At 69.7% G+C, this 16307-nt stretch carries 12 protein-coding genes; 7 read left to right on the forward strand and 5 right to left on the reverse strand.

Translation table 11 applies throughout. The annotated features are described in order from the left end of the window. The first annotated feature begins 7 nt into the window (after positions 1–7). On the forward strand, positions 8–910 hold the full coding sequence (gene sucD / locus BBA86_RS00490; RefSeq protein ID WP_065569746.1) for a succinate--CoA ligase subunit alpha: 903 nt from the start codon (positions 8–10) through the stop codon (positions 908–910). 468 nt (positions 911–1378) lie between these two features. Here sucD and BBA86_RS00495 read toward each other — a convergent pair whose 3' ends face one another. Continuing rightward, positions 1379–2806: an NCS2 family permease gene (locus BBA86_RS00495; protein ID WP_065569747.1), complete on the reverse strand. Its 1428-nt coding sequence runs from the start codon at positions 2804–2806 to the stop codon at positions 1379–1381. Between the two features lie 79 nt (positions 2807–2885). Between BBA86_RS00495 and BBA86_RS00500 the strand changes: the two genes are divergently transcribed. The 6 genes from BBA86_RS00500 (at position 2886) to BBA86_RS00525 (ending at position 13094) form a co-directional block, all read left to right on the forward strand. After that, positions 2886–4220: a DUF6350 family protein gene (locus BBA86_RS00500; protein WP_065569748.1), complete on the forward strand. Its 1335-nt coding sequence runs from the start codon at positions 2886–2888 to the stop codon at positions 4218–4220. A 4-nt stretch (positions 4221–4224) separates the two neighbouring features. Continuing rightward, positions 4225–4806, forward strand: a complete 582-nt coding sequence (gene purN / locus BBA86_RS00505) for a phosphoribosylglycinamide formyltransferase (protein WP_065569749.1) — start codon at positions 4225–4227, stop codon at positions 4804–4806. A 43-nt stretch (positions 4807–4849) separates the two neighbouring features. Continuing rightward, entirely contained in the window at positions 4850–6457 is a 1608-nt protein-coding gene (purH, locus tag BBA86_RS00510; protein ID WP_065569750.1) for a bifunctional phosphoribosylaminoimidazolecarboxamide formyltransferase/IMP cyclohydrolase, read from the forward strand. A 19-nt stretch (positions 6458–6476) separates the two neighbouring features. Further along, a complete protein-coding gene (locus tag BBA86_RS00515; protein ID WP_065569751.1) occupies positions 6477–7007 on the forward strand; it encodes a hypothetical protein in 531 nt (176 codons plus the stop codon). Between the two features lie 108 nt (positions 7008–7115). After that, positions 7116–8540: an RDD family protein gene (locus BBA86_RS00520; protein ID WP_065569752.1), complete on the forward strand. Its 1425-nt coding sequence runs from the start codon at positions 7116–7118 to the stop codon at positions 8538–8540. A 24-nt stretch (positions 8541–8564) separates the two neighbouring features. Beyond that, positions 8565–13094 carry an FtsK/SpoIIIE domain-containing protein gene (locus tag BBA86_RS00525; protein ID WP_065569753.1) on the forward strand — a complete coding sequence of 1510 codons (4530 nt, stop codon included), beginning with the start codon at positions 8565–8567 and terminating at the stop codon, positions 13092–13094. A 32-nt stretch (positions 13095–13126) separates the two neighbouring features. Here BBA86_RS00525 and BBA86_RS00530 read toward each other — a convergent pair whose 3' ends face one another. The 4 genes from BBA86_RS00530 to BBA86_RS00545 all read right to left on the reverse strand — a co-directional run bounded on the left by BBA86_RS00530 (position 13127) and on the right by BBA86_RS00545 (position 16112). Beyond that, on the reverse strand, positions 13127–13768 hold the full coding sequence (locus tag BBA86_RS00530; protein ID WP_065569754.1) for a hypothetical protein: 642 nt from the start codon (positions 13766–13768) through the stop codon (positions 13127–13129). Next, the gene (locus BBA86_RS00535) at positions 13765–14136 is read right to left on the reverse strand and encodes a hypothetical protein (RefSeq protein WP_141677815.1); all 372 of its coding nucleotides are present in this window, start codon (positions 14134–14136) and stop codon (positions 13765–13767) included. Before BBA86_RS00535 ends, BBA86_RS00530 begins: the two co-directional genes overlap by 4 nt. 135 nt (positions 14137–14271) lie before the next feature. Next, the gene (locus BBA86_RS00540) at positions 14272–15831 is read right to left on the reverse strand and encodes a hypothetical protein (protein ID WP_065569756.1); all 1560 of its coding nucleotides are present in this window, start codon (positions 15829–15831) and stop codon (positions 14272–14274) included. Next, on the reverse strand, positions 15828–16112 hold the full coding sequence (locus BBA86_RS00545; protein ID WP_065569757.1) for a hypothetical protein: 285 nt from the start codon (positions 16110–16112) through the stop codon (positions 15828–15830). Before BBA86_RS00545 ends, BBA86_RS00540 begins: the two co-directional genes overlap by 4 nt. Between the last annotated feature and the right edge of the window lie 195 nt (positions 16113–16307).

Raw genomic sequence — 16307 nt, forward strand, 5'->3', positions numbered from 1 at the left:
AACAGACATGTCTATCTACCTCAACAAGGACTCCAAGGTCATCGTCCAGGGCATCACCGGCGGTGAGGGCACCAAGCACACCGCCCTCATGCTGAAGGCCGGGACGAACGTCGTCGGCGGCGTGAACGCCCGCAAGGCCGGCACGACCGTCACCCACGAGAAGCCGCACGAGGGCGAGATCGAACTCCCCGTCTTCGGCTCGGTCGCCGAGGCGATCGAGAAGACCGGGGCCGACGTCTCCATCGCGTTCGTGCCGCCCGCCTTCACGAAGGACGCCATGATCGAGGCGATCGACGCCGAGATCCCGCTGCTCGTCGTCATCACCGAGGGCGTTCCCGTCGGAGACACCGCCGAGGCGTGGGCCTACGCCAAGAGCAAGGGCAACAAGACCCGCATCATCGGTCCGAACTGCCCCGGCATCATCACGCCCGGTGAGGCGCTCGTGGGCATCACGCCGGCGAACATCACCGGCAAGGGCCCGATCGGCCTCGTCTCCAAGTCGGGCACCCTGACCTACCAGATGATGTTCGAGCTCCGCGACCTCGGCTTCTCGACCGCCATCGGCATCGGCGGCGACCCGGTCATCGGCACGACGCACATCGACGCCCTCGAGGCGTTCGAGGCCGACCCCGAGACCAAGGCGATCGTCATGATCGGCGAGATCGGCGGCGACGCCGAAGAGCGCGCTGCCGACTACATCAAGGCGCACGTGACGAAGCCGGTCGTCGGCTACGTCGCCGGCTTCACCGCTCCCGAGGGCAAGACCATGGGCCACGCCGGCGCCATCGTCTCGGGCTCGGCGGGCACCGCGCAGGCCAAGAAGGAGGCCCTCGAGGCCGCCGGTGTCAAGGTCGGGAAGACCCCGTCCGAGACCGCCGACCTGATGCGCGCCATCATCGAGGCGCTCTAAGCCGGACACGACGAAGGGGCGGATGCTGCGGCATCCGCCCCTTCGTCGTTCCCGGCGCCGGGCAGCGAGCGGAGGAGCGTGGGTCGCTCCGGGGTTGCGGCGTCGCGCCGGGGTCGCGGCGGCGCGCCGCTGTCGCGGCGGCGCGCCGCTCCCGGGACCCGTCGTGCCGCGGCATCCCGCCTCGTGCGACCGTTCGCGTCCCCGGAACCCCGCCGCAACGGCCGAGGTCCCGATCCGGCCGGGAAAGAGAGGGCTATACCCGGCCCGATCGGGACCTCGGGGTCCCGTTCCCGGCTCGGGGCAGGGGACGCACGGCGCGCGACTCCGGGGACGCATCGTGCCGCGGCATCCCGCGTAGCGCGACCGTTCGCGTCCCCAGAACACCGCCGCAACGAGCGAGGTCCCGATCCGGCCGGGAATGCGCGAGGCATATCCGGCCCGATCGGGACCTCGGGGCAGCGAACGGGGTCAGGCGCCGATGAGCGCCTCGATCGGGCCGCGCGCGAAGTAGATCACGAAGCCGGCGGCGACGACCCACAGCAGCCAGTGGACCTGCTTGGCCTTGCGGGCGAAGACGTTCACGACGACCCAGCTGATGAAGCCGGCGCCGATGCCGTTGGCGATCGAGTAGGTCAGCGGCATGACGGTCGCGGTGAGGAACACCGGCAGCAGGACGCTGAAGTCGCTCAGATCGATGTTCTTGATCTGCGCGAGCATGAGCGCACCGACGAGCACGAGCGCGGCGGCGGCGACGTAGCCGGGGACGATCGAGGTGAGCGGCGTGAAGAACATCGCCAGCAGGAAGAGCACACCCGTCACAACGTTCGCGAGCCCCGTGCGAGCACCCTCGCCGATGCCCGAACCCGACTCGACGAACACGGTCGCCGACGACGATGACGTCGCACCACCGGCGATCGCGCCGACGCCCTCGACGATCAGGGCCGACTTGATGCGCGGGAAGTCGCCCTTGTCGTTCGCGAGACCGGACTCCTTCGCGAGGCCCGTCATGGTCCCCATCGCGTCGAAGAAGTTCGAGAACACGAGCGTGAAGACGATCATGACGACCGACACGATGCCGATCTTCGCCCAGTCGAAGCCGAAGTCGATCTTGCCGACGAGCTCGAAGTTCGGGAGGGCGACGATCTCCAGCCCGCTGACCTCGAGCCCGAGGGCCGTGGGCCAGATCGCGTTGACGATGTAGCTGATGACCGTGCCGCCGACCAGGCCGATGAGGAGGGCGCCTTTGACGCGCAGGGCCATCAGGATGCCGGAGAGGAAGAGCGTGACGACGAACATGACCGTGCTGATCGTCGTGATCGAGCCGCCGACGCCGAGGTCGAGCGGGGGAGAGGCGTTCCCCGTCGCGGTGACGAAGCCCGCGTTGACGAAGCCGATGAAGGCGATGAACAGACCGATGCCGACCGTGATGGCGAGCTTCAGCTGCACGGGGACGGCGTCGAAGATCATCTTGCGGAGGCCGGTGGCCGCGAGCAGCACGATGATCAGACCGTTGATGACGACGAGCGCCATGGCCTCGCCCCACGTGACCTGGCCGACGACCGAGAAGGCGAGGAACGCATTGATGCCGAGGCCGGCCGCGAACGCGAACGGAAGGCGCGTGACGAGACCGAAGAGGATCGTCATGACACCGGCGGTGAGGGCGGTGGAGGTCGCCACGGCGGTGCCGGGCAGGGTCACGCCGTCGACGTCGGGAGTCGAGAGGATGATCGGGTTCAGGATGACGATGTAGGCCATCGTCACGAACGTGACGATGCCGCCACGGATCTCCGTGCCGAGAGTGGAACCGCGGCCGGTGATGTCGAAGTAGCGGTCGAGGAAAGAGGTGGATGCCGGGGCTGCGGCCCCGCGGGACGCGCGGGAAGTCGTGCTGTTCACCCTCCGAGGGTAGTGGGTGCTCGCGCGCCCGGTGCGGGAGCCGGGGGAGCGGGTCCCGCGCGGGTAAGGTCGGTTCGTTGTGAATCGCCTGCTCGTCTCCCTCCTCGCCGCCGTCGACGCCCTTGTGGCCGTCGCGGTCGGTGTCGGCATCGTGCTCGCGCCCCTCACGCTCGTGTGGGTGTTCGGGATCGGCGGGGATGCCGACTGGGCGGCGCTCTGGCCCGCCGCGGCGACGATCTGGCAGCTGGGTCACTTCGCTCCGGTCGCGGTGTCGCTCCCGGCAGAACTGGTCGCCCTCGCGGGGCTGCCGGCCAAGGGCGCCGACTTCGCGATCTCGCTCGCGCCGACCGCGTTGGCGGCGGTCACAGCGTTCTCGGCGTGGCGTTCGGGCGCTCGCGCCGCACGAGCCGGCGCGTGGCTGACGGGTGTTCTCGCCGGAACGGTCGCGGTCGCGCTCCTGTCGACGATCATCGCCCTGACCGGCCACGCCGACGTCGCGGCGGTCGATATCCTCCCCGCCGTCGCCGGCCCCGCACTCGTGTTCGCGGTGCCCGCGCTCCTGGGGGCGCTCGTCCGTGCCTGGAGCGACGGCGACGACGGCCTGGTGGACGCCGTGTCGGAGCGGCTCCCCGACGACGTGCAGAACGCCGTCGACGCGGGTGTCCGCGGCGTGGCGATCGCCGTCGCGGGATTCATCGGCCTCGGCGCCGTCGTCCTCGCCGTCCTCTTCTTCGTCCGAGGCGGGGAGGTCATCGCGCTGACGCAAGCGGCGCAGACCGACCTCGTCGGCGTGGTCGTCCTCGCCCTCGGCAGCCTCCTCTACCTGCCCACCCTCATCCTCTGGTTCGCGGGCTTCGCGGTCGGACCGGGCTTCGCCATCGGAACCGGCACCGCGGTGTCGCCGGCCGGGACGAGCCTGGGCGTCGTGCCCGGCATCCCGGTCCTGGGCGTCCTCCCCGACTCGACCTCGCCGTGGCTGCTGCTGCTCGCGCTGATGGTGGTCGGCATGGGTGCTCTCGCCGGCGCCGTGGCGCGCGGGTCGCTGCTGATCGGTTCGAGGGCGGATGCGGAGCCGCTGCGCCCGCGCGTCGTGGCCCTCTCGACGCTGGCTCTCGGTACGGGCCTCGTCGTCGCGGTGCTGGCGTGGGCCGCGCAGGGCTCGATCGGGCCGGGGCGACTCGCGCACGTGGGTCCCGAACCGTGGGCGGTCGCCCTGGTCGCCGCCGTCGAAGTCGCCCTCGGAGCCGCCGTCGTGCTCTTCTCCCCACGGGGCGAGGACAGCGACAGGGACGGATACCGCGCTGCCGCGGACGTCCAGCGGGACGCGACGGCACCCGCATCCGCTGCGGTGACCCGTCGAGAGCCCGTCGCTCCGGCGTCGCCGGATGAGTTCCCGACGACCCCGCTAGACTGACCCGGTGCTCACGGTCGCCGTCCTCATCTCGGGCACGGGATCCAATCTGCGTGCCCTCCTGGAAGCCGCCAGCGAGCCCGGTTTCCCCGCCCGCGTGATCGTCGTCGGCGCCGACCGGCAGGCCGATGGCTTCGCTCATGCGGAGGCATACGGCATCCCGACCTTCATGGTCCCCTTCCTGGAGTTCGAGAGCCGCGAGGCGTGGGGCGAGGAACTGCTCGCCCACCTCGACGTCTGGCAACCCGACCTCGTCGTGCTGAGCGGACTCATGCGGCTGCTGCCGGCAGCCGTCGTCGCGGCCTGGGCCCCGCGCCTCATCAACACGCACCCCGCGTATCTGCCCGAGTTCCCGGGCGCTCATGGCGTCCGGGACGCCCTCGCGGCCGGCGCCGCGGAGACCGGCGCGAGCGTCATCGTCGTGGATGACGGCGTGGACACCGGGCCGATCCTGGCGCAGGAGCGGGTCGCCGTTCTGCCGGACGACACCGAGCACACCCTCCACGAGCGCATCAAGCCGGTGGAACGCCGCCTGCTCATCGACGTCGTCCGTCGCATCGCGACCGGCGAACTCGCCCTGAACGCCTGACCCCCAATCGACACCGAACGCCCCCGACCCGAGGAGTTCCGCCATGGCCGGCCCGCAGATCGACCCGTCCCTGTACCGCGCACGCGATGTCGTGCCCGTCCGCCGCGCGCTCGTCTCGGTGAGCGACAAGACCGGGCTCCTCGAGCTCGGGCAGGCGCTCGCCGCCGCTGACGTCGAGATCGTCTCGACGGGTGGGTCTGCGGCGCTGCTGCGCGATGCCGGCATCGCGGTGAAGGACGTGTCCGAGGTCACCGGCTTCCCCGAGTCGCTCGGCGGACGCGTGAAGACGCTCCACCCGAGCGTGCACGCGGGTCTCCTGGCCGACCTCCGCCTCGAGGACCACGAGACGCAGCTCGGCGAGCTCGGCATCCTGCCCTTCGAACTCGTCGTCGTGAACCTGTACCCGTTCGTCGAGACGGTGGCCTCCGGGGCGCAGGGCGACGCCGTCGTCGAACAGATCGACATCGGCGGTCCCGCCATGGTCCGCGCGTCGGCGAAGAACTTCGCCAACGTCGCCATCGCGGTCTCGCCCGAGTCCTACCCGGCGATCGTCGACGCCCTCGGCCAGGGCGGCACGACCCTCGTCCAGCGACGCGAGCTCGCGGCGCGCGCATTCGCCCACACGGCCGCGTACGACCGGGCCGTCGCCGCGTGGTTCGCCGAGGAGACCCTCGAAGGCGACGGCGATCTCCCCCAGCACCTGACGATCAAGGCCGAGCGTCTCGCGACGCTCCGCTACGGCGAGAACTCGCACCAGCGGGCGGCGATCTACACACGCGTCGGCGGTCACGGCATCGCGCAGGCGACCCAGCTGCAGGGCAAGGAGATGTCGTACAACAACTACGTCGACGCAGATGCCGCGCTCCGGGCGGCGTTCGACCTCGTCAAGCCGGCTGTCGCCATCATCAAGCACGCCAACCCGTGCGGCATCGCGATCGGTGCGCCGCAGGCGCTCGACGCGATCGCGTCAGCGCACCTCCGCGCGCACGAGTGCGACCCCGTGTCGGCGTTCGGCGGCGTCATCGCCGCCAACCGGACCGTGACGCTCAAGATGGCCGAGAACCTCCGCGACATCTTCACCGAAGTGATCGTGGCGCCCGACTTCGAGCCCGAGGCGCTCGAGGTGTTCCGCCTCAAGAAGAACCTGCGCGTGCTGCAGCTCCCGGCCGACTGGCGCCAGGAGCCCATGGACGTGCGCCTGGTCTCGGGCGGACTGCTGCTGCAGGACGCCGACCGCTTCCCGAACGAGATCGAATCGCTCGTGGACTCGTGGCAGCTCGTCTCGGGTGAACGCCCCGCGGACGACCAGCTCGAGAACCTGTCGTTCGCCTGGAAGAGCTGCCGCGCGGTCAAGTCCAACGCGATCGTCCTGGCGAAGAACTCGGCCACGGTCGGAATCGGCATGGGCCAGGTCAACCGCGTCGATTCGTGCCGTCTCGCCGTGGAGCGCGCCGGGGACCGTGCGGCCGGGTCGGTCGCGGCATCCGATGCCTTCTTCCCGTTCGCGGACGGGCCGCAGGTGCTGCTGGATGCCGGGATCACGACGATCATCCAGCCCGGTGGATCCGTGCGCGACCAGGAGGTCATCGACGCGGCGCAGGCTGCGGGCGTGACGATGTACTTCACGGGCGAGCGTCACTTCTTCCACTGAGTCGTCGCCGAGCGATCGCATGAGCGCCCCCGGAGACACCGGAGCGGAATGGCTCGCGGGCGGCGCGGGAATCGTGCGCGAGAGCATGCTGGCGATCGGCGACCGGATCGTGGAGGCGGTCGAGACGCGGCTGGTGCCTCCCGGGGCCCCGCCCGTGGGCGACGCGCTGCTCGACGGTGTGCCCGTTCTCTCCCGCCGTGAGGCGTGGATCGTGCCGCTGTCGACGGGACCGATGGGGACGGAGCACCGGCAGCGAGCCAGCGAGCTCTGGCGCGGCATCCGCATCGCCTGCGAGTTCCGTCACGGCAACGGACTGTCCATCGATCTCGCGGGCGCCCGGCCGAACGCCTACGTCGCTGCGCTCCTCGCGCAGGACGTCCGCCGCGCCGATTGGTGGGCGTCGGGTGGGAGGGCGCTCGTCCTGGTGACCGAGGGGGCGCCCGTGACGGCATCCGCGCTGCACGTCGTTCCGCTCGGCTGGGTGTCGCGGACGTCTCCGTCACGGCGGATCCGCGACGTCGACCTGTCCTGGGAGCGTGCGTCGGGATGACCCAGCCTTGGCGGAGAAGACCCCCGCGGTCAAGGGGGAGTTCTCCCGTCAACGCGGATTCCTCCAACCGTTAGTCTCGATGCCGGGGATTCGAGGAGGTTCGATCAGGTGATCTGGGAGATCGAGGATGGTCCGCGCGCCATCGAGGGGCTCGACGAACGCGGTCGCCCGCGTCCCGAGTACGCCGCCGGGCTGGGGCTCGTGCCCGCGCCGATCGGACGACGGGTCCTCGCGATGGTCATCGAAGGCCTGTTCATCGGGCTGCTGCAGCTGCCCATGCTCCTCATCGCCCTCCCCGCGATCATCGGCGCCGTGGGATCGGCGGATCCTGCCGATGCCATCTTCGGACGACCGGATGCCGTCTGGGTCGTCGTCTCCGCGGTCGTCCCGTACGCTCTCACGACCGTCTTCCTTCTCGTGCAGTTGATCCTCCTCGGCCGACGCGGCGTCACCCTCGGCAAGGCCTTCACGGGCCTCCGCGCCGTCAACGTCAAGACGCTCGAACGTCCTCGGTTCTGGCGAGGAGCGGTCGTGCGCTATCTGGTCCAGGTCGCGAGTCTTCTCGTCCCGGTGATCGGGGCACTGCTGGTCATCGCTCTGTCTCCGCTCTTCGACCCCGACCGTCGGCGCCGAGGATGGCCCGATCTCGCGGCACAGACCTACCTCGTCGACATCCGCAAGGGTCTGAACCCGTACGACGCGAAGCGGATGCGCATCGCTCGGAAGACGCTCGCCACCGACCTCCGCGACGAGAAGGCTTCGCTGCCCTCGCTCGCGACCCCCGTCAGCGGGCCGGCGACCGACGTCTACATCCCCGTCGCACGCAACCGCGGCGGCGTCCTCGGGGCACCGAAGGAACGGGCCGGGGGCGGCGAGCGGTCCGCCGCCGAAGAGGGGCCCTTCGCGCCCATCCAGGAGTCGCCGTTCGCCGTGGACTCCGCGCGCGACATCGCGCCCCCCACAAGGGAACCCGTCGTGCTCGCGCGGCAGGCAGCGGAGCCGCCCGCTCCGACCGCCACGCCGGTCCCGACTGCCGCGCCGGCACCGGAGCCCGCGCCGGCACCGGAATCCACCCCGCGCCCCGAGTCGATCGAGGAGCCTGCGACATCCTCGGCGTCGATCGCTCCCGCCGAGACCCTGCTCCCCGGGGCGACCTCGACGACGTGGTCCGCCCCGGACCTGATGCCCTCGGCTGGTGCCGCACTGACGGCATCCCTCGTCCTCGATTCGGGTGAGCAGCTCGACGTTCCCGCCACGGGCGCGGTTCTCGGCCGCGCACCGTCCGTCGCCGGAGCGGATGCCGGTGCGGCACCGATCGCCGTGGCCGATTCGACCAAGTCCGTCTCGAAGACCCATGTCGCGCTCCGGTGGATCGACGACGCGCTCGTCGCCGTCGACCTCGGGTCCACGAACGGCAGCGGCGTCATCCGCGATGGAGCCGAGACCGAGCTCGACGCCGGTGTCCCCGCGACGCTCCGCTCCGGCGACACCCTGCGATTCGGCGACCGGCACGCGTCGGTCCGCCTCACCTGATCTCCGGCCGATGAGGACCCCCCGATGAGACTGAAACTGACCCTGCAGCGTCGCGACTCGCGGACGATCGACGTCGTGGTCACGGCGGACACGACCGCGACCGTCCAGGACGTCGCGCGCCGGATCATCGAGACCGATCCGGCGCGCGAGGTCATCGCCGGGCCCGACGACATCGTCACCCTGACCGTCGCGCCACCGACGTCGAACGATCACGTCCTCCTCGACCCGGGCACGCTCATCAGCGATGCGGCGGTCGGTTCCGGCTTCATCGCGACGGTCGTCAACCTCGGGCCCGACCACGTTCCCAACCGCGGCGGCGGCGGTCCTGCTGCTGCCGTCCTGCACATCGTGGGGGGACCGCTCACCGGACGCGAGATCCCGCTGCCCAAGGGGCACTTCACGATCGGGCGCGCCGCGAGCGCAGACATCGTCCTCGACGAGCCGCTCGTCTCGAAGCGGCACGCCCGCATCGAGGTGGGCTCCGGCGGCGTCGAGCTCGTCGACCTCAACTCGGCGAACGGCATCGTCGTGGACGGCGGGCTCGTCCCGCGCCTGAACGTCATCCCGGGTCAGCGCTTCACCCTCGGCGACTCCGACCTGGTCGTCCAGCTCGTGCCCGATTTCGCCCCGGTCGAGAAGGACCCCGTGCTCGAGCGCGGCGGTGCGCTGCTGTTCAACCGGAGCCCTCGAGTCGAACCGCGGTACGTCGGTGCGGAGCTCGACGAGCCGCGTATGCCGAAGGAGCCGATGGCGCGGCTGTTCCCGTGGCCGATGCTGGTGGCACCGATTCTCCTCGGCGTCACGATGTACTTCGTCTTCAACCGGCCCCAGGCCCTGTTCATCGTCGCGATGACGCCGATGATGATGCTCGGCAACTTCATCTCGCAACGTACGCAGATCGGTCAGCGCATCCGGAAGGAGGGAGAGATCTTCGAGCGCGGTTTCGAGGAGCTCGAAGAGACCCTCTACCGCGAGCGGCCGCGTGAGCGGGAGGTCCGCAACGCCGAGGTCCCTCCCGTCGCCGTCGTCTTCGAAGAGGCCATGAAGCTGGGTGGGATGCTGTGGACCCGCCGTCCCGAGCACTGGAACTTCCTCGCGGTCCGGCTCGGCACCTGCGTGGCTCCGTCGCGGACCACCATCAAACGCGCCGATGCGCCCGAGGCGCTGCAGGAGTACGTCGAGCGTGTCGATCGCCTCCGCGACCGGTACCGCATGATCGACGACGTCCCGGTCCTCGAATCACTGCAGAGCGTCGGCGTGATCGGTGTGGCTGGTCCCGACCGTGAAGCAGGTGACGCCCTCCGCGGCATCTGCACTCAGCTGTTCGGCCTGCACTCGCCGAACGAACTCGTCGCGGTCGCCCTCACCGAGCCCGAGTGGGCGAAACAGCTGGACTGGCTCACCTGGCTCCCGCACACCTCGAGCGAACGCAGTCCCTTCCGCGACATGCCGCTGTCTGATTCGGCGTCGACCGGTAACGCCCTTCTGTCGGGGCTGGAAGAACTCGTCATGCGGCGCTCCCGAGCCGCGAGCGCCCCGCGCCTGCCGTACGACGACGACTGGGATTCGATGCGTTTCGGCACCGACGTCCGGCGCGCAGCGGAGGAGGCGACGTTCCCCGGCCAGACCGCGGTCCTCGTCATCGTCACCGCCGACGCTCCGGTCGACCGCGCGCGGCTCACCCAGGTGCTCGAGCGCGGCGCCGACGTGGGCATCTACGGGGTCTTCGTCGCTCCGGTCGTCGAAGCTCTGCCGGCCGTCTGCCGCAGTTTCGTCGATGTCTCCCGCGGACTCGACGAGGCGCACGTCGGCGTCGTCCGCAGCGGTGAGGACTACACCCCGGCCAAGGTCGAGGGGGTCTCCAACGACCTCATGCGCGTACTGGCCAAGCGCCTCGCGCCTGTGGTGGATTCCAGCACGGTGATCGAGGACTCGTCGGACATCCCGAACTCGGTCATGTTCCTGTCCCTGGTCGGGAACGAGACCGCGGCCGACCCCGCGTTCGCGATCGAGCGGTGGCGCGAGAACAACACGATCATCGACCGATCCGGCGCGACGCTGCCCCGGTTGAAGAAGGCGGGCAATCTCCGCGCCATCGTCGGCCAGGGCGCCACCGACGCGATGACACTCGACCTCCGCACGCAGGGGCCGCACGCGCTCGTGGGTGGAACGACCGGTGCCGGCAAGTCCGAGTTCCTGCAGGCGTGGGTCCTCGGGATGGCCGCGGCGCACAGTCCCGACCGGGTCACGTTCCTGTTCGTCGACTACAAGGGCGGGTCGGCGTTCGCCGACTGCGTCGAGCTGCCGCACTGCGTCGGTCTCGTCACCGACCTCAGCCCCCACCTCGTCCGACGCGCGCTCACGAGCCTCCGGGCCGAGCTCCACTACCGCGAGCACCTCTTCAACCGGAAGAAGGCCAAGGACCTCCTCGAACTCGAGAAGCGTCGCGACCCCGACACCCCGCCCGCCCTCGTCCTCGTCATCGACGAGTTCGCCGCGCTCGCCGGCGAGGTCCCGGAGTTCGTCGACGGCGTGGTCGACATCGCCCAGCGCGGTCGCTCCCTCGGCATCCACCTCATCATGGCCACGCAGCGTCCTGCGGGTGTCATCAAAGACAACTTGCGTGCGAACACGAACCTCCGCGTGGCGCTCCGCATGGCCGACGAATCCGACTCGAAGGACGTCGTCGACGATCCGGTGGCGGCGAGCTTCCCGCCCTCGATCCCCGGTCGCGGCATCGCCAAGACCGGGCCCGGGCGCCTCACGCCGTTCCAGTCCGCCTACGCGGGCGGGTGGACGACGGACGAGGTCGTCGCCGCCGACGTGTCGGTCGCCGAGCTCCGCTTCGGTTCGATTCAGAAGTGGGAGTTGGAAGATGCCGGGGAGAACGAATCCCACGACGTCGACCCCGGCCCCAACGACCAGAAGCGCATCGTGTCGACCCTCATCGCCGCCGCGAACCAGGCCGGCATCCCCGCCCCGCGGCGACCGTGGCTCGACGACCTGCCGACGAACGTCGACATCCGCGAGCTGCCCGGCGGCAACCGGGGAGCGATCCTCCTCGGCAAGGCCGACATCCCCGAGCGTCAGCTCCAGGAGGCGGTCTACTTCGAACCCGACCGTGACGGATCGATGCTGGTGTACGGCACGAGCGGTTCGGGCAAATCGTCGGTGCTCCGCACGATCGCCATCTCGGCGGCCATGGGACGTCGGACCGAGAATGTCGAGGTCTACGGCCTCGACTTCGGTTCCGGTTCGCTCAAGAGCCTGGAAGCCCTCCCGCACGTCGGATCGATCATCCCCGGCGACGACAGCGAGCGCGTCCAGCGCATCATGCGGTCCCTCGGCGCGGTCCTCGACGACCGCGGCAAGCGGTTCAGCGCCGCCAACGCGTCCAGCATCGCGGAGTACCGCGAGATCACGGGGCGCGACGAAGCGCGCATCGTCCTGCTGCTGGACGGACTGCCGCAGTTCCGGGCGGAATGGGAGTCGACGACCGCGCGGATGCCGTTCTACCAGGCCTTCATGCGGATCCTGGGCGAGGGCCGCCCGTTGGGCGTCCACGTCGTAGCCACGGCGGACCGGTCGGGATCCGTGCCGACAGCGGTCAGCTCGAACGTGTCGCGTCGCGTCATCCTGCGCCTGTCGGACGCCAACGCTTATGCGCTGCTGAACGCCCCCAAGGACGTCCTCGACGAGCGGTCCGAACCGGGCCGGGCGATCGTCGACGGCATGGAGACCCAGATCGCCGTCCTCGGCGGGACTCCCAACGTCGCCGAGCAGACCAAGCTCCTCGACCAGCTCGCACAGGAGCTGCGTGCGCGCGGCGCACGGGAGGTACCCGAGATCGGTGCCCTTCCCACGCGACTGGATGCCGGCGACCTCCCCGACCGCATCGGCGAGTTCCCGGCGCTCGGCGTCGCCGAGGACACCCTCGCGGCACGCGAGTTCGACCCGGTGGGGACCTTCATCGTCGCCGGACCGCCGCAGGCCGGTAAGACGACGGCGCTCAAGTCGCTCATCCTCTCTATGACGCGACTCGACCCCACGATCAAGCTGTTCCACTTCGGCGGGCGGCGCGCGCAGCTCAAAGAGTTCGCCCCGTGGATGCGGACCGCGACGACCCCCGACGACGCGAAGGAACTCGCGACGGAACTGGCGGAACTGGTCGTGGACGAGACGCTCGGACAACGGCTCATGATCGTCATCGAGGACGTCCCGCAATTCGCGGACTCCCCGGCGGAACGCCCGCTGAAGGCACTGTTCCAGGCGATCAACCGCAGCGATCACCTGCTCATCGGCGATGCCGACGTCAACCAGGTCACGAGCGGGTTCGGCCTCATCGGAGACTTCAAGGGCGGCCGGAAGGGCATCATCCTCAAGCCCGACGCCTTCGACGGCGACGCCGTCTTCAAGGTGCCGTTCCCGAAGATCAAGCGGGCCGACTTCCCGGCCGGGCGCGGCATGTTCGTGCAGGCGGGTCGCGCTGTCGTCGTGCAGATGCCGCTCGTGGAAGCAGCGGCACTTCCGGCGGTCGAGCCGGCGAATTCGTGAGACCTGAGGCGGCGGCCCGCGAGGCCGCCGCCTCAGCGTCGAAGCGCCTCTCGGAGAGCTGACGGCCGAGGCGCTGCGAAGAAGGCAGCGGCGACGAACCCGTCGAACAGCGACAGCATGAGGTTCTCGATGTCTCCGAGCGGGGTGGCGAGCCGCACGACGAGAAGCTGCTTCGTCTCGGGCACGGGCACCCAGTAGTCCGCGCTCAGACGGCGTGTCCCGTGCAGGTCGTCATCTTCGGGCACGTCGTCGACGCGGTGGGTGCGGAGCGCCGGAACTCCCGGGCCGTCCACCTCGACCAGTGAGTCGCGCGCGTCGGGGTCGAGGCGCGCCAGTGCTTCTCTGAGCACGCCGAGAACCGTGCGCGGTTCGGTGCCGATGGCCGGGCTCATCCGCAGATCGGACGGCTCGAAGACCAGCAGGGTCACCGGGAGTGGAGTTCCCGGGGTGATCTCATGGGCCAGCATGAGGGCGCGGATGTCCCCGGACGCTCCGGCAGCGACCGCCTCATGGAGCTGACGGCGGACGGTGGCTCGCTCCGTGGCGCGATCATCGGTCACCCCCACGGCGTCACGCGCGATCGCCGCGATGGACGCGGACGTCTCCGCCCCCGTCGAGAGATCGACCGAGAACCAGCGACCCGGGAGCCGGAAGCGAAGTTCGCTGCCGGTCATTCTGAAGCGGCCCAGGCGCCGTATCGCGCAGACATGTCGAACAGGCTGACGCCGCCCTGACCCGCGTTCGTGTACCCCATGGGCTCGAGGTCCGCCGCGGCCGATCGGAGGTCCACCGGCGTCGGCCCGTCTGTTCCCTCCGCGCCTGCGACGAGCGCGATCGCGTTGGGCTCCCAGGGCAGGGTGCGCCAGATGGCCTGCGCCGCGGCATCCAACTCGTCAGCCGTGAACGGTTCAGCCGAGTCGAGCATCAGCGTCGCGCTGAAGCGCTGGCCCAGGCCGTTGCGGGACTGGCTCGCGCCCTCCACGCCGGCGATTCGCGGGACTGCCGCCGAGAGTGCTTCGGTCAGGTTTCCGTACTCCGCCACGGGAGCCTCCTCAGTGGTCGTTCGGGGTGCAGGCGGGGATGCCGCGATCGCGCATCCCGTCAGGCTCGCGGTCAGGGCCGATCCGATCAGGATCGCCGCTGCCGCAGAGGATGGGCGCCGCATCCGTCTCATCCGTCACTCGTTCCATCGGTAGTACGACACATCGGTGTAGCCATCCTCGGTGAAGAAGTTCCCCAGCTCGGGGTGGGTGGCCTGGATCTCGGCGAGATGGTCCTGATACGTGGACGAGTACTTCTCCGCATTGTGGGCGCCGACGTCCACTCCGAGCACGGGGTCGGGGTTCGGCGGGGCGACGCGGATGCTGGTCCAGTTCGCCCCGTGCTCGGTGCCGAGATCGCCGGTCACGATGTCGAGGTTCGGCACGGGATCGCCGTTGTGCTGCACGGAGACGACGTCCACGGTATCCGGAATGGGCATGTGGTCGATGGGGGCACCCGACGCCACGACCGCCTGCCAGTTGTAGTCCGTGTTGTACGCGGCGAGGTGACCCGCCATGATGCCGCCCTGGCTGAAGCCGACGAGCATGACCGGGTCATCCGGCCCGATGCCCTCCTGTGCCATCGCCTCGAGGACGGCGCGTTCGTACTGCGTCTGAAGTGCGGGCGTCAGCATGAGGGCGAGGTTGCTGTCGAGGTCGTTCACAGCGCCCTTGTCGCCGAACCGGGACAGCCATTCCTGGGTGCTCGGGAGGGTCACGGTGTACTGCCAGCCGTCGGGACCCAGGACCTTCGTGATCCGGATGACCGATTCCTCCTCGCCGCCGAGCGTGTCGACCTCGGCCGTCCCGTCGAGGACCGTCTGCATCGTCGGCGGATCGGTCCGGTTCAGGGGGTCATCTGCATACGGGTCGGTCGACGTCACCGTCGGCGTGGGTTTGGTGACGTCCGAGAAGATGCTGACCAGCAGGAAGGCGGCCATCAGGCCGACGACCACGGCGGCGATGATCAGACCGATCGTCCCGAAGAGCCAACCGATCGCGAGGATCAGGAGGAACACCAGCAGGACACCGAGGATCGCGACGATCGTGGCGAGGATCCGCTTCAGGAGCGCCACCACATCCGCGAGGAAGTCGGTGATCCACTCGCCGATGCCGGCCAGCCAGTCCCCGATGTCCGAGAACACATCGCCGACCCGGTCCCAGAACCCTTCGTTGGTCGCGTCGATGGCGTCGTCGATGCGACGGACCGCCTCCTCGGCGGCATCCATCATGTCCTGTCGTGCTGCCTCGATCCGCATCCGAGCATCGTCGACCGCGGACTGCGCCGTCTGGGCCGCTCGGCGCGCCCCCGGGAGCTGATCCGTCAGGGACGACGGCGGGTCGTCAGCTGCCTCCACGCGGTTCGACAGGGACCGCACCGCGTTGTCCGCCCGCGTCTGCTCCTCCAGTGCGTCGTCGAGGTCGTCCTGCGCTCGCTCCGCCGCGTCGTGAGCGGCGGTCAGAGCCACGGCGTACTCGGTGACCGCCGACGCCGTGCCGGAGTATCGGGGGTGGATCCGCTCGAGGTCCGACGCGATCTGCTCGTTCTGTTCCCGAAGCGCCTGGACGGCTTCTCCCTGGTCGTCGTCGACGATGCCGCGCATCTCGTGCACGACGGCGAGGATCACCTCGGCGGACGTCGTCAGACGGGCCGCCCGTGTGGTCAGCAGATCGGGCTCGCCGGAAAGGACTGTCACGGCTGGGCTCCGTCCTCGGCCATCGTGCGATCGAGGTCGCGGAACGTGTCGACGATCGCCTGCATGAAGTCGGCCTGGGAGCGCAGACCTTCGCGGAGGTCCTCGCGGGCGATGTCCCATTTGCCGCCGAAGTCCTCGATCTTGTCGTTGAGACCACCGTGCCCGGTGAGTGAGCCCAAATCATCGGCGAAGGACTCCGCCTCGTCGAACGTCGTGGCGAGGCCTCGCGCGCTTTCGGCGGCGGACTCGAGTCTGTCGAGGTCCATCCTGACGTCGGTCATTTCACGCGTCTCCATCCCCTGAGTGGAGGTCAGACTATGGTCGCGGCGGCCTCAGGGTCCATGGTGTGTTCTCCCCATCGGACGGCGGTGCTCGGGGTGTTTGTCACGTGGGGAGGACTCCCCATTGGTCAATTGGTTGGTGTTTGGTTGACTCTTGGTGTCGGCCCGGGGTGGGTCGGGTTTCTTCGATTGTGG

Origin of the sequence: Microbacterium oleivorans (genome assembly GCF_001691565.1) — a bacterium.
Classification (GTDB): domain Bacteria; phylum Actinomycetota; class Actinomycetes; order Actinomycetales; family Microbacteriaceae; genus Microbacterium; species Microbacterium oleivorans_B.